At 73.0% G+C, this 21,202-nt stretch carries 20 protein-coding genes and 2 tRNA genes; 9 read left to right on the top strand and 13 right to left on the bottom strand.

Annotated features, from left to right (window positions below; genetic code table 11):
- The first annotated feature begins 6 nt into the window (after window positions 1–6).
- Window positions 7–978: a helix-turn-helix domain-containing protein gene (locus AC07FY_RS07820; protein ID WP_479002093.1), complete on the top strand. Its 972-nt coding sequence runs from the start codon at window positions 7–9 to the stop codon at window positions 976–978.
- 275 nt (window positions 979–1,253) lie between these two features.
- Here AC07FY_RS07820 and def read toward each other — a convergent pair whose 3' ends face one another.
- The 8 genes from def to AC07FY_RS07780 all read right to left on the bottom strand — a co-directional run bounded on the left by def (window position 1,254) and on the right by AC07FY_RS07780 (window position 8,893).
- Window positions 1,254–1,898, bottom strand: a complete 645-nt coding sequence (gene def / locus AC07FY_RS07815; RefSeq protein ID WP_479002090.1) for a peptide deformylase — start codon at window positions 1,896–1,898, stop codon at window positions 1,254–1,256.
- 57 nt (window positions 1,899–1,955) lie between these two features.
- Window positions 1,956–2,963 carry a tetratricopeptide repeat protein gene (locus AC07FY_RS07810; protein ID WP_479002088.1) on the bottom strand — a complete coding sequence of 336 codons (1,008 nt, stop codon included), beginning with the start codon at window positions 2,961–2,963 and terminating at the stop codon, window positions 1,956–1,958.
- 106 nt (window positions 2,964–3,069) lie between these two features.
- Complete coding sequence (locus AC07FY_RS07805) at window positions 3,070–4,338, bottom strand: HD-GYP domain-containing protein (RefSeq protein WP_479002085.1); 1,269 nt, start codon at window positions 4,336–4,338, stop codon at window positions 3,070–3,072.
- Window positions 4,335–5,786, bottom strand: a complete 1,452-nt coding sequence (locus AC07FY_RS07800) for an HD-GYP domain-containing protein (protein ID WP_479002082.1) — start codon at window positions 5,784–5,786, stop codon at window positions 4,335–4,337. Before AC07FY_RS07800 ends, AC07FY_RS07805 begins: the two co-directional genes overlap by 4 nt.
- A gap of 287 nt (window positions 5,787–6,073) precedes the next feature.
- Complete coding sequence (gene rsrA, locus AC07FY_RS07795) at window positions 6,074–6,391, bottom strand: mycothiol system anti-sigma-R factor (RefSeq protein ID WP_479002079.1); 318 nt, start codon at window positions 6,389–6,391, stop codon at window positions 6,074–6,076.
- Entirely contained in the window at window positions 6,388–7,032 is a 645-nt protein-coding gene (locus AC07FY_RS07790) for a sigma-70 family RNA polymerase sigma factor (RefSeq protein ID WP_030709911.1), read from the bottom strand. Before AC07FY_RS07790 ends, rsrA begins: the two co-directional genes overlap by 4 nt.
- Before the next feature lie 381 nt (window positions 7,033–7,413).
- Window positions 7,414–8,055 carry an alpha/beta hydrolase family protein gene (locus AC07FY_RS07785; protein ID WP_479002075.1) on the bottom strand — a complete coding sequence of 214 codons (642 nt, stop codon included), beginning with the start codon at window positions 8,053–8,055 and terminating at the stop codon, window positions 7,414–7,416.
- A gap of 19 nt (window positions 8,056–8,074) precedes the next feature.
- Window positions 8,075–8,893, bottom strand: a complete 819-nt coding sequence (locus AC07FY_RS07780) for an SOS response-associated peptidase (RefSeq protein ID WP_479002073.1) — start codon at window positions 8,891–8,893, stop codon at window positions 8,075–8,077.
- An 80-nt stretch (window positions 8,894–8,973) separates the two neighbouring features.
- On the opposite strand from AC07FY_RS07780, the gene AC07FY_RS07775 reads away from it, so the two are divergent.
- From AC07FY_RS07775 to AC07FY_RS07760, 4 genes are all read left to right on the top strand, one after another.
- Window positions 8,974–9,687, top strand: coding sequence for a M50 family metallopeptidase (locus tag AC07FY_RS07775; RefSeq protein WP_479002070.1), 714 nt, complete (start codon window positions 8,974–8,976; stop codon window positions 9,685–9,687).
- Window positions 9,688–9,740: 53 nt separating this feature from the next.
- Window positions 9,741–11,102 carry a 3-phosphoshikimate 1-carboxyvinyltransferase gene (gene aroA, locus AC07FY_RS07770; RefSeq protein WP_479002068.1) on the top strand — a complete coding sequence of 454 codons (1,362 nt, stop codon included), beginning with the start codon at window positions 9,741–9,743 and terminating at the stop codon, window positions 11,100–11,102.
- A gap of 9 nt (window positions 11,103–11,111) precedes the next feature.
- A complete protein-coding gene (rsgA, locus tag AC07FY_RS07765; protein WP_479002065.1) occupies window positions 11,112–12,122 on the top strand; it encodes a ribosome small subunit-dependent GTPase A in 1,011 nt (336 codons plus the stop codon).
- Window positions 12,123–12,213: 91 nt separating this feature from the next.
- Window positions 12,214–12,537 (top strand): DMT family transporter, encoded by a 324-nt coding sequence (locus AC07FY_RS07760; protein WP_356789799.1) that lies wholly within the window; start codon window positions 12,214–12,216, stop codon window positions 12,535–12,537.
- Here the strand turns inward: AC07FY_RS07760 and AC07FY_RS07755 are convergent.
- Window positions 12,503–13,042, bottom strand: a complete 540-nt coding sequence (locus AC07FY_RS07755; RefSeq protein WP_479002061.1) for a TetR/AcrR family transcriptional regulator — start codon at window positions 13,040–13,042, stop codon at window positions 12,503–12,505. The genes AC07FY_RS07760 and AC07FY_RS07755 overlap by 35 nt on opposite strands.
- 113 nt (window positions 13,043–13,155) lie before the next feature.
- Here AC07FY_RS07755 and hisN point away from each other — a divergent pair, with 113 nt between their 5' ends.
- The 3 genes from hisN to AC07FY_RS07740 all read left to right on the top strand — a co-directional run bounded on the left by hisN (window position 13,156) and on the right by AC07FY_RS07740 (window position 15,130).
- A complete protein-coding gene (hisN, locus tag AC07FY_RS07750; protein ID WP_479002058.1) occupies window positions 13,156–13,959 on the top strand; it encodes a histidinol-phosphatase in 804 nt (267 codons plus the stop codon).
- A 195-nt stretch (window positions 13,960–14,154) separates the two neighbouring features.
- Window positions 14,155–14,547: a CBS domain-containing protein gene (locus tag AC07FY_RS07745; RefSeq protein ID WP_479002055.1), complete on the top strand. Its 393-nt coding sequence runs from the start codon at window positions 14,155–14,157 to the stop codon at window positions 14,545–14,547.
- A gap of 166 nt (window positions 14,548–14,713) precedes the next feature.
- The gene (locus AC07FY_RS07740; RefSeq protein ID WP_479002052.1) at window positions 14,714–15,130 is read left to right on the top strand and encodes a Fur family transcriptional regulator; all 417 of its coding nucleotides are present in this window, start codon (window positions 14,714–14,716) and stop codon (window positions 15,128–15,130) included.
- A 118-nt stretch (window positions 15,131–15,248) separates the two neighbouring features.
- Here AC07FY_RS07740 and AC07FY_RS07735 read toward each other — a convergent pair.
- The 4 genes from AC07FY_RS07735 to AC07FY_RS07720 all read right to left on the bottom strand — a co-directional run bounded on the left by AC07FY_RS07735 (window position 15,249) and on the right by AC07FY_RS07720 (window position 20,456).
- Window positions 15,249–15,322: transfer RNA gene (locus AC07FY_RS07735), tRNA-Met, on the bottom strand.
- A 75-nt stretch (window positions 15,323–15,397) separates the two neighbouring features.
- On the bottom strand, window positions 15,398–17,254 hold the full coding sequence (locus tag AC07FY_RS07730) for a tetratricopeptide repeat protein (protein ID WP_479002049.1): 1,857 nt from the start codon (window positions 17,252–17,254) through the stop codon (window positions 15,398–15,400).
- A 193-nt stretch (window positions 17,255–17,447) separates the two neighbouring features.
- Window positions 17,448–17,521 (bottom strand) — tRNA-Met (locus AC07FY_RS07725).
- Window positions 17,522–17,573: 52 nt separating this feature from the next.
- A complete protein-coding gene (locus tag AC07FY_RS07720; RefSeq protein WP_479003142.1) occupies window positions 17,574–20,456 on the bottom strand; it encodes a UPF0182 family membrane protein in 2,883 nt (960 codons plus the stop codon).
- A 158-nt stretch (window positions 20,457–20,614) separates the two neighbouring features.
- Between AC07FY_RS07720 and AC07FY_RS07715 the strand changes: the two genes are divergently transcribed.
- Window positions 20,615–21,184, top strand: coding sequence for a PPA1309 family protein (locus tag AC07FY_RS07715; RefSeq protein WP_479002046.1), 570 nt, complete (start codon window positions 20,615–20,617; stop codon window positions 21,182–21,184).
- Window positions 21,185–21,202 lie beyond the last annotated feature (18 nt).

The following is a 21,202-nucleotide window of genomic DNA, read 5'->3' as shown; positions in this document are numbered from 1 at the left end:
GGCGTCATGCCTTTGAACAACGTGGCCGTGGCCGTCGTCAACGGGGTCGCCCCCTTCGAACTGGGCATCTTCTGCGAGGTGTTCGGAGTGGACCGCACGGGCTCGGGTCTGCCGGGCTACGACTTCGCCGTGTGCGCGGCCGAGGACGCCAGGATGGTCAGCGGCGACGGTGCGTTCGGCCTCACGCTCCACCACGGGCTGGAGCGGCTGGAGGAGGCGGACCTGGTGTGCCTGCCCGCCGACCGGGCGGCGACCACCCGGGACTACCCCGAGCCCCTGCTGGCCGCCCTGAACCGGGCGGTGGGGCGCGGCGCGCGGGTACTGAGCGTGTGCAGCGGCGCCTTCATCCTGGGCGCCGCCGGGCTGCTCGAAGGCCGGCGCTGCACCACGCACTGGATGCACGCGCCCGCCCTGCGCCGCCGCTTCCCGCGCGCCCTGGTCGACCCCGACGTGCTGTACGTGGACGACGGGCCGGTCGTCACCGCCGCCGGCACCGCCTCCGGGATCGACGCCTGCCTGCACCTCGTACGCCAGGAGCAGGGCGCGGAGGTGGCCAACACCATCGCGCGGCGGATGGTCGTACCGCCCCACCGCGACGGCGGGCAGGCGCAGTTCATCGAGCGTCCGCTCCCGCGCACGGCCTGCGACACGGTGGGCGAGGTGATCGGCTGGATGGCCCGCCACCTGCAGGAGGAGATCACCGTGGAGCAGCTCGCCGAACGCGCGCACATGTCACCGCGCACCTTCGCCCGCCGCTTCCTGCAGGAGACCGGCACCACCCCCTACCAGTGGGTGCTGCGCCAGCGGGTGCTGCTCGCCCAGGAGTTGCTGGAAACGACCGACGAGACCGTCGACGCGATAGCGGGCCGCTGCGGTTTCGGGACCGCGGCCGCACTGCGCCACCATTTCCTGCGGACGCTCGGCACCACGCCGAACGCTTTCCGGCGCACCTTCCGGGGGCCGCGCGCCGTCGCCTGACCTTGGCCGAGAACCGGCATCCTTTGGCCCGAAGCAGGCCCTTGCGTAGTCGGCCGGTGGCGTACCGTGATGACGCCCGGCCCCGGCGCCCCCGCACCACGCCCGGCCGGAGCACCGCTCATCACAGCTCAGGAGGGCCCGTATGTCCCGTACCGCCCGCACCCGCACCGCTGCCGCGCCCGCCGACAGCGGCTGGGGCTGCGCCCCGCAGTAGTCCGACGTGCAGGGCCCCGCCCCCTTGCGGGAGCGGGGCCCTGCCACGCGTGCGGAGCGGATCAGCCGTTCGGGACGGTCTCGTAGCGCGGCGTGCCCTCCGCCATCTGCCGCAGGGCGTCCTTGCGGTCGCGCTTGGAGAGGCGGTCGATGTACAGGTACCCGTACAGGTGGTCCGTCTCGTGCTGCAGGCAGCGCGCGAAGTAGCCGGTGCCGCGCACCTTGATCGGGTTGCCCTGCGCGTCCTGGCCCTCGACCTCGGCGTAGTCCGGGCGGGCCAGCGAGGCGTACGCCGTGGGAACCGACAGGCAGCCCTCGTTGGAGTCGTCCAGCACCCGCGCGCCGGCCGGCAGCTCGACGAGCCGGGGGTTGACGACCACGCCGGTGTGCCGCACCCCCTCGTCGTCCGGGCAGTCGTAGACGAAGACCTTGGCGTCCACACCGATCTGGTTCGCGGCCAGGCCCACGCCCTCGGCGGCCTTCTGGCTGGCGAACATGTCGTCGATCAGCTGCGCCAGCTCCGCGCCGAACTCGGTGACGTCCTTGCACTCCCGGTGCAGGACCGGGTTGCCGACCACCGTGATGGGGCGGGCGGTGCCGCGCTCGCGGTGGGCGAGCTCGCGCTCCGCACAGTCCTCGGTGTCCACGACGTACCCGTCGTTCACCTCGCCCGCGACCTCGACAACCTCGTTCTCCTGCTGCGCCATGTCCGCCGTACGCCTTCCGTAAGTCACCGATGTGCCCGTACAGCCTACGGCCCCGGCTCAGCAGACCTCCTCGAGATCCCGCCACTCCCGGGTGTCCGGGCTGTCGGCGACCCAGCCGTCCAGCAGCCCGCGCACGAGACCGGCCGGAGCCGCGATGCCGCACTCCCGCTCGGGCACCCACAGCGCGCCCGACCCGGCCGTACGGTGGCCCAGCGGCCCGGGATGCCCCGGCTCGCTGTGGTCGTGGGGGTCCAGGTGCTCGCCGTCGCCCTCGTCGCTCGGCATCTCGCTCTCCGAGCAGGTCCGGCACAGCAGCCGTACCGATGAGGACCAGTCCTCGGCCGCGAAGCCCGCGTCCGAGGCCAGCTGCTCCAGCGCGTTGCGGTCCGCCTCGTCGGCCGCCTCCAGCAGCACCACCCAGGTCGGCACGGGCGAGGGCGCCCACAGCTCGATCTCGTCGAATACCGGGTACGAGGGCCCGGCCGCGGTGATCCGCTCGCCGTGCGGGACCCCGTCGTGCAGCACGACCTCGCCCCAGCGCCGCCCCGAGGAGGGCAGCGGGATGGAGAGGACCTCCATCCGGGCCGGGTCGAGCCGGCGGCCCCAGACCACCTCGGCCTCACCCTCGGGGGAGAGCCGCACCGCGGCGCTGCCGAGCTCCATGCCCACCGGTTCGCCGCCGCCCTTGCCGCCGGCCGTGCCTCCGTGCGGGTCCCCGGGCACCTTCAGCCCGTACGCCTGCCAGGCCCGCCGGGCCAGCGGCCAGTCCTGGAGGGCGGTCGCGGCGATGCCGACGTTCCACCAGTCCGGGGCGCCCGTCTCGCGGTCCAGCAGGGCCACGGCGCGCAGTCCGGCGGCCCGCGCCTGTTCCCAGTCGTGCCGGAACTTGTGCAGCAGCGCCAGGTTGAACCAGGACTCGGACAGCCATGGCTCCAGGTCCGCGGCTCTGGTCAGGAGCGCGCCCGCGTCCTCGTACCGCCCGTCACCGATCAGCGTGAACGCGCGGTCGGTGGCCTGCCGCCACGAGGCGGAGGGCCGATGCCGTACCTTCCCGAAGATCCTCACGATTCCCGCCTGCCGGTCCGACGGTGCAGCCTTCGCGGACACTGTCGCTCGCACTCTTACTGGCATCCAACCATGCCCACTCGGACAGCCGCTCATTACCCATGGGTTACCCCGGTGGGACGGGAACAACTCCGTCCCGCCCGCTCCTGGCCAGAACCCTCGCCAGACACTCGACCACCTCGGGCTGGTAGTCGTGCCCCGTGCCCAGGCGGAGCTCTTCCAGGGCCGCCAGTGAGCCGCTCGGGTGACGGTCCCCGCCCACCAGGTCGTCGTAGGCGTTCACCGCGCGCACGATGCGCGCCGCGACGGGCTGCTCCCGGTAGGGGTCGGCCTGCCGCTCCACGACCACGGCCACCTCGGGGGGCACCCCGGTCTGCCGGGCCACCTCCCCGCCGAGCTCGGCGATCCGGCGGGCCTCGGCGGCGGGCAGGACCGCGGTGGCCCCGTCCGGAACGGGGTCGACGAGGGACAGCTGACCGATGTCGTGCATCAGCGCCGCGTACTCCAGGACGGTGAGCTCCCGCTCCGACAGCCCCAGCTCCCGGCCGACGGCGCGGCTCAGGGCGGCGACCCGGCGGGCGTGGCCGGGCGGCGTGCAGCCGGCGATCTCCGTGGCCCGGGCCAGGGAGGTGATCGTCTGGCGGTAGGTGGTGCGGATCGCGGTGATCCGGTGGAAGGACATCTGGGTCAGCAGCAGGGGCACGCTGAAGACGGGCAGGGCCCACAGTCCGGCCACGGCGACACCGAGGGCCATCACCACGCCGCTGGCGCCGATCGCCGAACCGATGCCGAGCTGGGCGCGCAGCTCCTCGCGCAGCAGGGGGCCGTACGGCCAACCGGTGCGGGCCCGGGCGAGCACGGCGGCGAGCACGGCCTCGCACAGCGCGGTCAGGCCGAGGAGGCCGATCAGGAACAGGACGAGGTAGGGGCCCTGGCCGAGCCGCTCCTCCAACCGGCCCGCATGGTGCAGCGGCTGGAAGCAGACGGCGGCGAAGGCCACGGTGAGGACCCGCCGGGCCACGTGGTCCGCCGCCGGGCCGCGGCCCCGGGCGAGGTGCGGCACGCACCCGGCGAGGGCGGCCGCGACGACCACGACGACGGTCTGGAGGACTCCGTGGTGGGTGGGCTGCCCGGCGTTGTGTCCCAGGAGGGCGTAGGCGAGGGCTGCGGCGGAGCCCAGCGGCGCGGGGCGGCGGTCCGCCGGTCCCGGTTCCCCGCGCTGGTCGCGGCGGGCCAGCTCGCCGACGGTGACCAGGATGCCGAAGGCCAGGGCGGTCCCCGGCTCCGCGAGGCCGTTCCACAGGGTGTGGCCGAGGGCGACGGCGGTGAGCGCGCCGGCCGCGCCGCGCACCGCCCACACGGCGGTCCCCCTCACCCCCCGCCCTCCGCCCCGCTGCGGGCCGGCCGGGCGTCCGCGGCGGGCCGGGGGCCCGGTCCTCCGGGCGCGGGCAGTCCCGGAGTGCCCGCGCCGCCGGCGGCCGGGCAGGTCGCCTCCGGGTCCGGGTCGGCGGTGACCACCGGATGCCAGCCGTGCCGTCCGATGGCCCCGGTCAGGGCGTCCACCATGGCCGGGTCGAAGTGCGCCCCCGCGCAGCGCTCCAGCTCCGCCAGGGCGACCGGCACCGGCCGGGCCCGGCTGTAGGACCGGGTCGAGGTCATCGCGTCGAAGGCGTCGGCCACCGCCACCACGCGGGCCAGCACCGGGATCTGGTCGCCGGCGAGCCCGTAGGGGTATCCCGAGCCGTCGACCCGTTCGTGGTGGTGCAGGATCGCGGACCGGGCCTCCCCCAGGAAGCCGATGCCGCGCACCATCTCGTGCCCGTACTCGGGGTGCAGTTCGATGACGCGGCGCTCCTGCGGCGTGAGCGGCCCGTCCTTGCGCAGCAGCCGGGTCGGGACGCCGAGCTTGCCCACGTCGTGCAGGATTCCGGCGATGCGGACGACCTCGAGGCGCTCCTCGGGCATGCCGAGCTCGCGGGCGATCAGCACGGAGGCCTGGCCGACGCGTTCGCTGTGCCCCCGCGTGTAGCGGTCCTTGATGTCGACGGCCTGGACGAGGGCGCGGATGGTGGCCTGGTGGGCGGCGCGTTCGCGGTGGTACTGGGCGAAGACCCAGCAGGAGATGTACATCGGCAGCAGCACCAGGAGCGCGGCCGGGAGCCCGTACGGGCTGCGCCACATGACGGCCATCATCAGCCCCGCGAGGCCGTGCACGCAGTACGGGGCCAGGGAGCGCGCGAGCGGTCCGCGCCAGGCGGTGGCGGCGGGCCGGCGCTCGGCGGCGGCCAGGATGGCGCCGTCGAGGGCGGTGAGCACCAGGCAGAAGGCCACGGCCGCGGCCGCGGCGGGAAGCAGCAGGTAGGGGAAGTCGGCGACCCAGACCGGCGGGCCCGCCGGCCCCGGCGGCCCGCTCCCGTCGGCGGGGCCCAGGGCGGCGGGCCCACGTAGCAGCCGGAACGTTTGGCCCGCGGTCCAGGCGGCGATCGCCTGCTGCGCCCCGTGCCAGACCCGGCGCACCCCGGCGGGCCGCTGCGCCACACTGCCGGCGAGGCCGCCGGGCAGCGCCACGAGGGCGGCGGCCGCGGGCGGCAGCAGCAGGGCGGCGGCCAGCACCACCGGGAAGAAGGAGCCGATGCCCTCGGGCACCCGGCGGCCCGGCAGCGGGCAGACCTTCACGAGCTCGCAGCCGAGGTAGAGGGCGGCCAGCAGGGCCACGGCGCCCCAGGGCGGGGCCGAACCGGTGAAGGAGGGCGCGATGCACGCCAGAGCCGCGAGGACGGCGCACAGGACGCTGGCGCGCGCCGCGGGCGGAAGGATTCCCATGGCGCCCTCCTCCCCGTGCTTGCCGGCGATCCAGGTGCCCGAAGCGGAACAGCACCGAAGGGAGAATAGGTGGGGGCCCTGAAGAACCGGACCGGATCGTCCCGATGCACCACGGGGACGCCCCCGGATTAGCACCTTCGGGTGAACGAAGGCGGTTCCGGGGGCGGTTGTTCAAGCGGCCCGCGCGGTTCGGCGGGTCAGCCGGCGGCCGGCCCGGGTGCGGCGGGTCAGCCGGCGGCCGGCCCGGGTGCGGCGGGTCAGCCGGCGGCCGGCCCGGGTGCGGCGGGTCAGCCGGCGGCCGGCTTGTCCGCGGCCACGTCGGCGGTGACGTCGTGTTCGGGCACGGCCTGCCCCGACCGGATGAGTTCGATCCGTCCCATCACCTTCGACCGCAGGTCGCTCGGCACGTCGTCCGACCCGCAGCAGCGCTTCACCAGCTTCTTCACGGCCTGTTCCAGGCCGTACTTCTCCAGGCAGGGGCTGCACTCGCCGAAATGCGTCTCGAACTTCGTGCAGTCGCTGTCGGGCATCTCCCGGTCGAGGAACTCGTAAAGGTGGTCCAGGACCTCAGAGCACTCCGTCTCGTGCGGCTCTCCGCAACTCATGAGCCCGAGCCTTTCCGGTCGTTCGACTCTCCCGCGCCCGCGGGAACCAACCCGCGTTCACGGGCGTAGTCCTCCAGCATTCCGCGGAGTTGACGGCGGCCACGGTGCAGTCGCGACATGACCGTACCGATGGGTGTACCCATGATGTCGGCGATCTCCTTGTACGCAAAGCCCTCTACGTCGGCAAGGTAGACCGCGATGCGGAACTCCTCCGGAATGGCCTGGAGCGCTTCCTTCACGTCCGAGTCGGGCAGGTGGTCGAGCGCCTGCGACTCGGCGGAGCGCAGTCCGGTCGACATGTGCGACTCGGCGCGCGCCAGCTGCCAGTCCTCGATCTCCTCCGCGGCGCTGCGCTGGGGTTCGCGCTGCTTCTTGCGGTAGGAGTTGATGAAGGTGTTGGTCAGGATGCGGTACAGCCACGCCTTCAGGTTGGTGCCCTCGCGGAACTGGTGGAAGGACGCGTACGCCTTCGCGTACGTCTCCTGGACCAGGTCCTCGGCGTCGGCCGGGTTGCGCGTCATGCGCAGCGCGGCCGAGTACATCTGGTCGAGGTAGCCGAGGGCGTCCCGCTCGAAGCGCGCGTTGCGCTCCGGAGTCGTCTCCTCCGCGTGGCCTTCGTCGGTCCCGGCGACAGGACCCACCTCCTCCGACTGCGTGGCGGCGGCTTCGAGAGCGGAGCCGCTCGAATCGGAGAATAGTCGACCACCCCGGCCCCCCGCCGCCCGAAGTGTGCCGCGCTGGGGGCTGGGGAGTACCGTCCAGTCCAGGTCAGCGGCCTGCCGACGGTTGTGACTGATGACCTGGGTCATGCGCTCGCTCTCCTCCGCCGTGTTCCCGTGCGTACCGACATCCCCCACAACAGACGGTGCGGACCGGGCATTCCCCGCGCGGGAACGGTTTCCGGCCGGTTCCGGGGCCGCCCGGGGGGTGCCGTCGCAAGTGCGCCGGGGCGGCGGGGACGGGCACGGGCGGGTGGATCCCGGGGGTGATCCGGATCACCCCCGGTATCCACCCGCCCCCGGTCAGAGTTCGAGCGCGGTGAGCCATTCGGCCACCGCCCCGGTGATCAGGGCGAGCGCCTCCTCCTGGGTGACGTCCGCCCGCTTGGGGACGGCGAAGCCGTGGTCCCCGTGCGGGACCTCCACCAGCGTGTACGGACCGCTCCGCGGGAACTCCTCGGGACGCCCGAAGGGATCGCGGCCGCCCTGCACCACCAGGGTGGGCCGTCCGGCGCCCAGCAGCTCCTCGGCCCGGGACCTCTCCGGCCGACCCGGCGGATGCAGCGGGAAGGCCAGCGCCAGGACCCCGGCCGCGCCGAGGGCGGCCGCGGTCCGGCAGGCGACGCGGGCACCGGCGCTGCGGCCGCCGGCGACCACGGGCAGCCCGGGCCCGGCGAGGGCCGGCCACAGCCCGCGCCACCCCTCGTCGAGCACCTTGGGCGCGGCGGCGACCTTCTTCCCGGCGACCCGCCAGGGCTGCTCGACCAGGGCGACGGTGATGCCGTGCGCGGGCAGGGCGGCGGCCAGTGCCTGCAGGTCCCGGGCCTCGACCCCGCCGCCGGCCCCGTGGCCCGCGGCGAGCACGAGCCGCGCCCCGGGGGCGGTGTGCCAGGTGACGCGGGCCTCGCCCGCCGGGGTGTCGACGCTCTGGGTGCGGGTTCTCATGCGCCCCATCCTGCCCGGGTCAGAAGAGGGTGCCCTCCTCCGGCGCGGCCAGCTCCGCCAGCAGCTCCGGGGCGTTGTTGCGTACGTTGCTCACGGCGGTGGAGACCGGGTACGCCCGCATCAGGCCGCCCGGAGGCGGCGCCAGCAGCTCCCGCAGCGCGCCCTCGGTGTCGGTGTTCGCGGGGTCCAGCCAGGCGTCCCAGCGGTCGGGGGTCAGCATCAGCGGCATCCGGGGGTGAATGTCGCTGAGCGAGCGCGGCCCCTCGGCGGGAGCCTGCCCCAGCGGGCAGGTCTCGGCCTCGGTGGTGATCACCGCACAGGTGGCCCACCAGGCGAGCGGGTGCCCGTCGGGCAGGCTCCGGTCGCGCCAGAACTCGTATATGCCGGCCAGGGCGAGGACGGAGCCGTCGGCCGGGAGCACGAAGTAGGGCTGCTTGCGGGCCCGCTTCCTCCTGCCCTCCACCTCCAGCTGCCGCTCGTCGTGGGCGGTGACCCACTCGTAGTAGCCGTCGGCGGGGACGATGCAGCGGCGCTGCGCGAAGGGGCGCCGGAAGGAGGGCTTCTCGGCGAGGGTCTCCGACCGGGCGTTGATCATCCGGGCTGCGCCGTCGGGGTTCTCGGCCCAGGAGGGGACGAGTCCCCATCGCAGCGTGCGCAGCTGGCGAACCGGACGGGGGTCGGCCGCGTCCTTCAGGGGGCGGTCGAGGACGACGTGGACCGGCTTGGTCGGCGCCACGTTGAAGTCGGGGGCCAGGACCTCCTCCGGCTCCCACGTCTCGATGCCGAAGGCCTCCACCAGGTCCTCGGGGCCCCGACTCGCTGCAAACCGTCCGCACATGCCTGCCACACTGCCATGTCGACCCCCGGCCCCCGCCGGGAGGTGGCCCCGCAACCGCACCGCAAGGAGTCCGCCCCTCCATGGACAGCAGCACGACGGCCGGCCTGTGGGACCGGCTCACGGGTATACAGACCGCGCCCGACCTCTGGCTGGTGATCGCGACGGGCCTGGCCGCCCTGACCGCCGTGGGACCGCGCCCGCTGTGGCGGCTCTCGCGCAACGCGGTGACCATCGCGCACGAGGGGGGCCACGGCCTGCTGGCGCTGCTGACCGGCCGCCGCCTGGACGGGATACGGCTCCACTCCGACACCAGCGGGGTCACCGTCAGCCGGGGCCGGCCGACCGGGCTCGGCATGGTCCTCACCGCCGCCGCCGGGTACACCGCTCCCCCGCTGCTGGGCCTCGGCGGGGCGGCCCTGCTGTCGGCGCACCGGATCACGCTGCTGCTGTGGGCCGCCACCGCCCTGCTGGTGGCGATGCTGGTGATGATCCGCAACGCCTACGGGGCGCTGACCGTGGTGGTGACCGGCGGGACCTTCGTCCTGGTGTCGTGGCTGGCCCCGGCCCAGGTCCAGGCGGTCTTCGCGTACGCGGTGGTGTGGTTCCTGCTGCTGGGCGGGGTCCGGCCGGTCTTCGAGCTCGGGGCCAAGCGCCGGCACGGCGGAGCGCCCGATTCGGACGCCGACCAGCTCGGGCGCCTCACCCACGTGCACCCGGTGGTGTGGCTGCTCCTCTTCCACGTGGTCGCGCTGTGCTCCCTGGTGGGCGGCGGCCGGTGGCTTCTCGCCCTCTGAGACGGGCCGGCGATCAAGATCCGGGTCCGGGCGGAGCCACTAAAGTGGGGGCCATGACCGAGACCCCCGCGCTCCCCGTCCTCTGGCCCGCCCCGACCGCCGACGCCGCCGTCCGCGCCACCGTCACCGTGCCCGGGTCCAAGTCGGTCACCAACCGCGCCCTCGTGCTCGCCGCGCTCGCCGCCGAGCCGGGCTGGGTGCGCCGCCCGCTGCGCTCGCGCGACTCCCAGCTGATGGCGGACGCCTTGCGGGCGATGGGCGTGGGCATCGAGGAGACCGTCTCCTCCAGCTCCTCGGGGGCGGGCGCCGCGCTCGGCGGGGAGGCCTGGCGGATCATCCCCGCCGCCCTCTACGGCCCCGCCACCGTCGACGTGGGCAACGCGGGCACGGTCATGCGCTTCCTGCCGCCCGTCGCCACCCTCGCCGAGGGGGACATCCGCTTCGACGGCGACCCGCGCTCCTACGAGCGCCCGCTGGGCCAGGTCGTCGACGCCCTGCGCACCCTCGGCGCCCGCATCGACGACGACGGCCGGGGCGCGCTGCCGCTGACCGTGCAGGGCGGCGGAGCCCTGGAGGGCGGCGTCGTGGAGATCGACGCCTCGAACTCCTCCCAGTTCGTCTCCGCGCTGCTGCTCTCCGCCCCGCGTTTCAACCAGGGCGTCGAGGTGCGGCACGTGGGCAGCGTCCTGCCGTCGCTGCCGCACATCCGGATGACGGTGGAGATGCTGCGCGCGGCCGGCGCCCAGGTGGACACCCCGGAGTCGGGCGGCGAGAAGAACGTGTGGCGGGTGGCCCCCGGCGCGGTGCTCGGCCGCGATCTGGTGGTGGAGCCCGACCTGTCCAACGCCCAGCCGTTCCTGGCCGCGGCGCTGATCACCGGCGGCACGGTCACCATCCCGGACTGGCCGCGCCGCACCACGCAGCCCGGTGACGCGCTGCGGCGGATCTTCACCGAGATGGGCGGCTCCTGCGAGCTGACCGACGAGGGCCTGGTCTTCACCGGTACCGGCAAGATCCACGGCATCGACGTCGACCTGGGCGAGGTCGGCGAGCTCACCCCGGGCATCGCGGCGGTCGCGGCGCTGGCCGACTCCGAGTCCGTCCTGCGCGGTGTCCAGCACCTGCGCCTGCACGAGACCGACCGGCTGGCCGCGCTGACCAGCGAGATCAACGCCCTCGGCGGCGACGTCACCGAGACGGCCGACGGCCTGCACATCCGGCCGCGCCCGCTGCACGGCGGCACCTTCCACACATACGACGACCACCGGATGGCCACCGCGGGCGCGGTGATCGGCCTGGCGGTGGAGGGCGTGATGATCGAGAACGTGGCGACGACCGCGAAGACCCTGCCGGACTTCCCGCAGATGTGGGCGGACATGCTCGCCGGGGATCCGGCCGCGGGAGCGGGAGCGTAGGGCCCGGTCATGCGCAGGTACGGCAAGAACACCGACGAGGACGACATCCGCCAGCGGCCCAACCCCAAGGGCAACCGGCCGCGGACGAGCATCCGGCCCAAGCACGAGGACGCCTCCGAGGGCTTCGTCCTGACCGTCGACCGGGGTCGGCTGACCTGCCTGGTCGAGGACCGCACCATCACCGCGATGAAGTCCCGGGAGCTGGGCCGCAAGGCGGCGGTGGTCGGGGACCGCGTCTGGATCGTCGGCGACCTGTCCGGCAGGAAGGACACCCTCGCCCGGATCGTGCGGATCGAGGAACGCCGGTCCGTCCTGCGGCGCACCGCGGACGACGACGACCCGTACGAGCGGGTGGTCGTCGCCAACGCCGACCAGCTGGCCATCGTGACCGCCCTGGCCGACCCGGAGCCGCGGCCCCGGATGATCGACCGCTGCCTGGTGGCGGCGTACGACGCCGGTCTGGAACCGCTGCTCGTGCTCACCAAGTCCGATCTGACCTCCGCCGACAAGATCCTGGAGATCTACTCGACGCTCGGCGTGAACTACGTGGTGACCAACCGCGAGGAGCTCGCGGCGGGCGACGCGGCCGACCGGGTGCGCGAACGGCTCCACGGCCGGATCACGGCCTTCGTCGGCCATTCGGGCGTCGGCAAGACCACCCTGGTCAACTCGCTGGTCGCCGAGGACCGCCGGCGCGCCACCGGGCACGTCAACGCGGTCACCGGCCGCGGCCGGCACACCACCACCTCGGCGCTCGCGCTGCCGCTGCCGGGCGGCGACGGCTGGGTCATCGACACCCCCGGCGTGCGCTCCTTCGGGCTGCACCACGTGGACCCGTCGCGGGTGATCCTGGCCTTCCCCGACCTGGTGCCCGGCACCGAGGGGTGCCCGCGCGCGTGCAGCCACGACGAGCCGGACTGCGCCCTGGACACCTGGGTGGAGGAGGGCCACGCGGACCCGGCCCGGCTGTACTCGCTGCGGCGGCTGCTGGAGACGCGGGAGCGCCGCGAGGGAGACTGACGCACCGTCGGGTTTGCCGACCATCGTGTCCGGCCGCGTGCATAATCGCACCAGGCGGCGAGGACTCACGTGACGCGGGGAGGCATACGACATGGCGTGGCTGCTCGTCGTGGTTGCGGGACTCCTGGAGACCGGCTTCGCGGTCTGCCTCAAGCTGTCGCACGGCTTCACCCGGCTGTGGCCGACCGTCGCGTTCGCCTGCTTCGCGCTCGGCAGCTTCGGGCTGCTCACCCTCGCCCTCAGGAAGCTGGACGTGGGCCCGGCGTACGCGGTGTGGACGGGCATCGGCGCGGCCGGGACGGCGATCTACGGCATGGTCTTCCTCGGCGACCTGGTCTCCACCCTCAAGCTGGTCTCGATCTCCCTGGTGATCCTCGGGGTCATCGGGCTCCAGCTGTCCGGTTCTGCGCACTGAGCAGCCGCAGCAGTTCGCCCGCTCCCGGCTCCTCCCCCGGGGCCACGACGTAGGACAGCGCGAGCCGTACGGCGAGCTCGCACCGCTGGGCGTCCTGGGCGGGCATGAGCGCGGCGGCCGCCCGGTCCCGCACCGCCCGGGCCAGCTCGCCGGGGCCGGGCGCGCGGCCGGCCGCGGGCAGGGCCGGATCCCAGAACCCGGTGAGCAGGGCCCGTACGAGGGGGTGGGCGCGGGCCGCGCGCACGGTCCACTCGGCGACCGCGGCGAGCCGCTGGGAGGTGGGGGCCGGGGTGGACAGGGCCCGCTCGACCCCCTCCAGGTACCACTCGCCCTCGCGCCGGACCAAGGCGCGGCCCAGGCCCCCCTTGCCGCCGAACTCGTTGTACAGGGTCTGCCGCGACACCCCGGCGGCCGCGGCGACCTCGACCATCCGCACGGCGGGCCAAGGGCGGGCCGAGAGCGCCGCCGAGGCCGCCTCCAACAGGGTTTCCCGGGCTGCCGGCATCGTCGCCTCCCAAGGGCCGCTTCCCGCTGGGTTCCCCGGCCAGAGTTGACGGGTCGACAGATCCTGTCAAGGGCGCGTCCCGGCCGCGCCACCGGCCGCGATACTGTTCGGCCATGTCCGAGTATGACGATGACCTGCGCCTCGCCCTGGAACTCGCCGACGCGGCGGACGCCGCGACGATGGAGCGTTTCCGTGCCCTCGACCTGAAAGTCGAGACGAAGCCGGACATGACCCCGGTGAGCGAGGCGGACCAGGTCGCCGAGGAGATCATCCGGGCCGGGATCGAAGCCGCTCGGCCCGACGACGCGATCCTCGGCGAGGAGTACGGCCTCAAGGGCGACGGGCCGCGGCGCTGGGTGGTGGACCCCATCGACGGCACCAAGAACTACGTGCGCGGGGTGCCGGTGTGGGCGACCCTGATCTCCCTGATGGCGCAGGACCCGGACGGCGTCTTCCGGCCCGTGGTGGGCGTGGTGTCCGCGCCCGCGCTGGGCAGGCGCTGGTGGGCGGTGCGCGGCGGCGGCGCGTTCGCGGGCGGCGCGCTCGGGGCGACCACCCCGATCGGCGTCTCGAAGGTGGCCGGGCTGGGCGACGCCTCCTTCGCCTACTCCTCGCTGAGCGGCTGGGAGGAGCAGGGCCGCCTGCCGGGTTTCCTGGACCTGACCCGCGCCTGCTGGCGCACCCGCGGCTACGGGGACTTCTGGCCGTACATGATGGTCGCCGAGGGCTCGCTCGACCTGTGCGCGGAACCCGAGCTGAACCTGTGGGACATGGCGGCCATCGCGGTGGTGGTCCAGGAGGCGGGCGGCCGCTTCACCAGCCTGGACGGGGTGGACGGGGTGCACGGCGGGAACGCGGCCGCGTCCAACGGGCTGCTCCACGAGGAGATGCTGGAACTGCTGCGCCCGCGCGTTTGAGCACGCGGGCCGTCCCCGTCGCACCGCGGCTCAGCACGCCGACCGCCATGTCGCCGTGCGGGCCCTCTTGTTGACGGTCCGTGTGCGTGGGAGTCTGAGAATCCTCCGCTTGTGCGCTTGTGAAGCCTTTCTCGAGGCTCTCGCGGACGCCCCACACCCAAGCGGAGGGACTCACCCCAGGAGGTGGCTCTCTTCATGCTCGTCCGTCACGCAATGAGCACCGTGATCCTCACCCTCGGACCCGCGCACACCCTGCGTCAGGCGGCCTGCCTGATGTCGGGCCGGCGCATCGGCGCAGCTGTCGTACTCGACCCCGACCACAGCGGCATCGGCATCCTGACCGAGCGCGACATCCTCAACTCCATCGGCGCGGGCCATGACCCCGACCTCGAGACCGTGGGGGCGCACACCACCAACAACGTGGTGTTCTGCACCCCGGAGGCCACCGTGCAGGAGGCCGCCGAGGCCATGGCCCACGGCGGCTTCCGGCATCTGATCGTCCTGGAGGACGGCGGTCCGGTGGGCATCGTCTCCGTGCGCGACGTCATCCGCTGCTGGGCACCCGCGCGGCGCACCGTGGCGGCCTAGGGCGGCGACGGGCCGGAGCCCCGGCCGGTTCCGGCCCGTCACCCGCTACGGCGGTCGCGGTCCCGCCACTCTCCCGCTGTCTGGACTTGATCCAAGTCCGGCGGTTGTCCAAGTCCGCACCGGTTCGGGAGTTACACCCTGTTCCCTCGCTGTTAGGCTGGTGTGCATGAGTGACCTGCTGGAACGACTTCGCGGACGCGGCTGGCGCATGACCGCACAGCGGCGCGTCGTGGCCGAGGTGCTCGACGGTGACCACGTGCACCTGACGGCCGACGAGGTGCACGCCCGCGCCGTGGCCAGACTGCCGGAGATCTCCCGGGCAACGGTCTACAACACGCTCGGTGAGCTCGTGACGCTCGGCGAGGTGCTGGAGGTCTCCACGGACCGCCGCGCCAAGCGGTACGACCCCAACGCCCACCGCCCCCACCAGCACCTGGTGTGCGCGCAGTGCGGCGCGATCCGCGACGTCCACCCGGCGGGCGACCCGCTGGCCGACCTCCCGGACACCGAGCGATTCGGCTTCACGGTGTCGGCGGTCGAGGTGACGTACCGCGGGGTGTGCCCCCACTGCGCCGCCGCCTGACCCCGGACACGAGGAGGCCCGAATCCCCCGAGGGATCCGGGCCTCCTGCTTCACATGCTTCACATGCGGAAACGACTCAGGGCCCGGATCCATGGGATCCGGGCCCTGAGCCTTTCAGTAGCGGGGACAGGATTTGAACCTGCGACCTCTGGGTTATGAGCCCAGCGAGCTACCGAGCTGCTCCACCCCGCGTCGGTAAACCCGACTGTACGTGAGGCCGCACAGCAGATGCAAATCGGTTAACCGGCTGAACCCTCCGGCCCCGGATCAGGCCGAGAGTTCCTCGGCGAGGGCGTCCCGCAGCCGCGCCGCGCGCTCCGACACCTCGGCCGGTCCCAGCTCCATGGCGCGGACGCACCACTTCTGCCCCTCGGCCAGGTCCCCGTGGCGCGCCGCCAGCAGGGCCAGCCGCAGCGCGGCCCGGCCGTGGCCCGCGACCGCCGCGCGGGTCCACCACAGGGCGGCCTCCGGCTCGCTGCCCTCGCGGGCCAGCAGCAGCCCGAGGTTGAACGCGCCGTTGCGGGAGCCTGCCTCGGCCGCCTCCCGGTACCAGCGCGCGGCCGCCGCCAGGTCCCCCCGGGCCGCGGCGAGCATGCCGACGCGCACCTGGGCCCGGCGGTGCCCCAGCTCGGCGGCCCGCTCGTACCACTCCTCGCTCTCGGTCCGCGGGGCGCCGCCCACCGGCTCGCCGAGCGCCACCGGCTCCGGCGGCGGGGCGAGGGACTCCAGCAGCGAGGCCAGCCGGAAGGCGGCCTCCGCGCTGCCGCCGCCCGCCGCGCACCGCAGGTGCCGTTCGGCGGCCCGCTCCTCGCCGTCGCGCACGAGCGCGATGCCCACCTGGAGCGCGGCGTCGGTGTGACCCGCCGCGGCGGCCCGCTCGTACCACTTCAGGGCCGTGCGGTCCTCGTCGCGGCTGGCGAAGAGGATCCCGAGGTTGAAGGCGGCGTCCACGCTGCCCGCCTCGGCCGCCTTGGAGAACCACGGCTCGGCGCCCTCCGCGTCGCCGCCCTGGAGCAGCAGGATGGCGAGCGCGTTGGCCGCCTCGCGGTGGCCGGCGTAGGCCGCCCGCCGGTACCACTGCTCGGCCTGCGCCGTCCGGTCCTGCGCGACGCACAGCAAAGCAAGGTTGTACGCCCCGTTCTGGTCGCCCGCGTCCATGGCGGCCCGGTACCAGCGCTCCGCGGTCTGGGTCTCGCCGCGGGCGGCGTGCAGCGCGCCGAGCGCGTTGGCGGCGTTGCCGTCACCGTCCTGGGCGGCGCGGTGCCACCACGCGGCGGCGCTGTCCTCGTCCCCCGCGTCGCGCAGCAGGAAACCCAGCGCGCAGGCCGCGCGGGCCTCGCCCTGCTTGGCGGAGGTCAGGTACCAGCGGCCGGCCTCCTTGAGCTCGCCGCGCGCCTCCAGCAGCGCGCCCAGGTGCAGCGCGGCACGGCGGTGCCCGCGCGCGGCGGCCTGGCGGTACCACTGCTCGGCCTCGGCGGGGTCCCCCTTGCGCAGGTGCCGCGCCAGCCGGTAGGCCGCTTCGCGGTGCCCCTGCTCGGCCGCCGCCCGGAACCAGCGCTCCACGCCCTTGTCGCCGCGGTGCTCCAGCAGGTCGGCCAGCCCGTAGGCGCCCAGGGCGTGGCCGGATTCGGCCGCCTGGCGCAGCCAGTACTCGGCGGCCGGCTCGTCCCCGCGCTCACGGAAGTAGCGGCCCAGGGCGTGCGCGGCGGGAGCGGATCCGGCCACGGCGGCCACCCGCCACCAGCCGGCCGCCTCTTCGGGATAGCCCCGCTGGTGCAGCAGGACGCCCAGGTTGTTCGCGGCGGCACGGTCCCCCTCGCCCGTGGCACCGCGCAGGTAGGGTTCGGCACCGTCGAGGTCGCCGCGGCGCAGCAGGAGGGCGCCGAGCACGCTCATGGCCCCCGGGTCGCCCTTGTCGGCGGCCACCCGGTGCCGGGCCTCGAGCTCGGCGTCGCTCGCCGTATCGGTCTCGGCGAACATTTCCTCCGCGAAATCCGCATCGGTCAGTGCGGTCTGCGCGTTGACAACGGGAGCCTGGTCACCGGCTCCCGTACCCGGCTCGGCATCCGTCCTCGCAAACCGCCCTGTCTCCAGCAGAGTTGACCTGTCCCCCATAAATCCCATCGTCGCATCACCTGCTACCCGCGTACACCTGGTATGTCGCAGCCAGTGAGGTCACTACAGCGTTTTGTCGACATGCCCATAGAGAGTCAAGTCAAACACGCTCCTGCCCCAACTCACCCGTCTCAGCTACCACGTGTCCACCCCGGACATGACGAAGGCCCGGATCCCATAGGATCCGGGCCTTCGTCGTCAGTAGCGGGGACAGGATTTGAACCTGCGACCTCTGGGTTATGAGCCCAGCGAGCTACCGAGCTGCTCCACCCCGCGTCGGTGAAACCACAGTATCACGACGCGGGGCGGAGCCTTCACCGAGCGGCCGTCAGCCTCCCGGCTGGGGCGCCGTCAGCTTCGCCTCCGCGTCGATCGCCCGCTTCAGCGCCGCCTTGATCTCGTCCTGCGCCTTGCCGAAGGCCGCCCAGTCGCCCGCCTGCCTGGCCTTCTCGGCGTCCTCGATGGCCCGCTGGGCTTCGGCGAGCGCCGCCTTGACCGTTGGGTCCGTCGGGGTCGGCGGGTTCGCCGTGCCCTCGCCCGGAGGCTGGGCCGGCGGCACGGGCGTGGTCGGGGCCTGGGCTCCGAAGACCACGTTGAGCGCCTGCTCCAGGGTGTCCTCGAACGCGGTCTGCCCGCCGTACGTCACCAGCACCTTGCGCAGCAGCGGGTACTTCAGCCCCGAACTGCGCACGTACACCGGCTCCACGTAGAGCATGCCGCCGTCGAGCGGGACCGTGAGCAGGTTTCCGTACTCGACCTCCGAGTCGCCGCCGCGCAGCAGGCGGATCGACTCGGCGATCTTCGGTTCGGACTGGAACTTGCTCTGGACCTGCTTGGGGCCGTCGACCGGCTTGCTGGTCGGCAGCTTGAGGATGCTGATCTTGCCGTAGTCCGCGGTGCCCGGATCGGCGTTGACCGCCATGAAGGCGCTCAGGTTGTCCCGCTCGTTCGGCGTGAACGTCGTGGTGAGCGAGAAGACCTGGTCCTTCTCCGTCTGGTCCGGCAGCTTCATCGACAGGTAGTACGGCGGAACCGCCGTACCGGCCTTGGTCGTCGGGTCGTCGGGGACGGCCCAGGCCTCACTGCCGCTGAGGAAGGTCTGCGGGTCGGTGACGTGGTAGCGGGTCAGCAGCTCGCGCTGGACCTTGAACAGGTCTTGCGGGTAGCGCAGGTGGTCCATGAGCGGCTTGGAGATCTCGCTCTTGGGCTTCACCGTGTCCGGGAACGCCTTCATCCACGTCTTCAGGACCGGGTCCTTGGTGTCCCACTGGTACAGGTCGACCTTGCCGTCGTAGGCGTCGACGGTGGCCTTCACCGAGTTGCGGATGTAGTTGACCTGGTTCTCCTGCGCCACCACCGCGCGCTGGCTGTTGGTCAGCGAGTCCGCGGTGCTCTGGCCCAGCGTGGTGCGCGAGGCGTACGGGTAGCCGTTGGTGGTCGTGTACGCGTCCACGATCCACTTGATCCGGCCGTCGACGACCGCCGGGTACGGGGCGCCGTCGATGGTCAGCCACGGGGCGACGGCCTCCACGCGCTCCTTGGGCGTGCGGTTGTACAGGATCCGCGAGCCGTCGCCGATGGCCCCCGAGTAGAGGATCTGCGGCTCGCTGAAGCTCAGCGCGTAGGCCGCCCGGTTGATCGGGTTGTCGAGGCTGACGCCGGACTTGCCGGTGTAGCTCGTCTCCTTCTCGCCCTTGTCGTCCGAGTAGTCGAGCTCCTTCTGCGGACCGCCGACGATCGAGTACTGCTTGGTCTGCTCGCCGTAGTAGATGCGCTGCTCGAAGTCCGTGCCGAACATGCCCTTGGAGGGCAGGTCGGACTGGGTGAAGTCGGGGGCGCCCTGGTCACCGACGGTGGTGCCCTTGGCCGCGACCACGCCGTAGCCGTGGGTGTACTTGAAGTGGTCGTTGATCCAGTTGTTCTTCGGGATGCCCGCGATGTTCAGCTCGCGCAGCCCGATGACGGTGTCCTGCCCGCTGTACCGGTCCACCGCGAGCGTGGACGGGAAGGCGTAGTAGCCCTTGACCTGCTGGAGCTGCTGGAACGCCGGCGAGACGATGTTCGGGTCGAGGAGGCGCACGCTGGCGGTGGTGTCGGCCGCCTTGCGCAGCTGGTTCTTGTCCGTGCCCGCGACCGGGACGCCCGGGTAGTCCTTGACCTCCGAGCCGGCGATCCCGTAGGCGTCGCGCGTCGCCTTGATGTTCTTCTGGACGTACGGCGATTCCTTGGCCTGCTCGTTCGGCTGGACCTGGAACTTCTGCACGATCGCGGGGTAGAGCCCGCCGATCAGGATCGCGGAGAGCACCATCAGGCCGAAACCGATGACGGGCAGCTGCCAGGTGCGGCGCCACAGCGTCGCGAAGAACAGCACGGCGCAGATCGCGGCGATGGCGACGAGGATCGTCTTCGCCGGGAGGTAGGCGTTCGCGTCGACGTAGCGCAGACCGGTCCAGTTGTCCGCGGCCTTGAAGTCACTGGACTTGACGGCCAGGCCGTACCGGTCGAGCCAGTACGCGATCGCCTTGAGCGTGACGAACAGGCCGAGCAGCACCGAAAGGTGGCCGGTGGCCGCCGCGGTGGCGCGCGCGCCCGGGCTGGTCACCCGCAGTCCGCCGTACAGGTAGTGCACGACGGCGGCGGCGATCACCGACAGCACGACCGCGGCGAAGCCGAAGCCGAGGAGGAAGCGGTACCAGGGCAGGTCGAAGGTGTAGAACGACACGTCCAGGTGGAACTCGGGGTCCTTCTGACCGAAGGGCACCCCGTTCACATACATCAGCCAGGTCTTCCACTGGCCGGCCGCCGAGGCGCCCGCGATGAGGCCGACGAGGACGGCGATGCCCAGCAGCAGCCACTTCTTGTACGGGGCGACGCTCATCCGGTAGCGGTCGAGGCTCTGCTGCTCCATCGACATCGCGCTGAGCGGCGGGCGCAGCCGGTGCGCCAGCCAGATGTTGAACCCCACGGCACCCGCCATCAGCAGACCGAAGACGGCGAACAGGCCGATCTTGGTCCACAGCGTGGTGGTGAAGACGGTGGAGTACTGCACGGAGCGGAACCAGAGCCAGTCCGTCCAGAAGCCCGCGAACATGATGAAGAGCATGACGAGGACCGCCAGCACGCCCAAGGTCATGAGGAGAGTGCGGGCACGCCGGGAGGGGCGGCCGACTCTCATCCGTGGCCCCGAAGGGCCTCCGCCGCGGTCCGGCATCTGGAAAGCCAAGGTGCGCACCTCTGAAAGTCTGGTGGTCTCCCTGGACGGAGTCCGGGGAGAGGTCTGGTATTCAACGGGCCCCCGATCGTAGAGCCCACTCATGCAACTTACTGAGGCTTTGGTCAGTTCCCGGTATCCGGTGGAAAGGAGGCAGGATGTTGTCCATGTCCAACGTTTCCCCTTCCCCCGGCACTCCGATGGCGGCCAGTCCGCTGACCCGGGCCTGTCTCGAGATCGACGAGTACGCGGCCGGCCTGGGCTGGGACCAGCCCGCCCGGTTGTTCGCCCTCGTCGACACCGCCAGGCTCAAGAGGCAGGAGCCGCGCCTCGCCGGCCAGCTCGGTCTCGACCAGGACGACGCCGGCAAGCGCTCCCTCACCCCGATCGAGCAGGACGAGCTGCCCCCCGGGACGCCCCTCGACAAGTTCCTGGGCACCGTCGCCTGGCCCGACGCGGTCGTCGGCTGCGCGCTGACGGTGGAGCGGCTGATGCTGCCGCCCTCCGCGGAGGCTTCCGTACCGGAGGGGCTGGGCGACAAGCAGCTGGCCAAGTGGGTCGCCGGGCACCCCGAGCGACAGGAGGTCCGGCTGACCGTGGCGGTGCTGCGCGACGGCTCGCGGGAGTCGGCCGTACGGCTGCGCGAGAAGGACTCCTCGACGGAGGTCCTCACCGGCGGGGGTCTGGTGCCGGGGCTGGCGGAGGCACTGGCGGCGACCTTCTCCTGACGCCCGGCGCCCGCAGGG

Source organism: Streptomyces sp. NPDC045967, from assembly GCF_056430495.1.
Note: the sequence above shows the minus strand (reverse complement) of the source record. Positions and strands in the feature narration are given on the sequence as shown.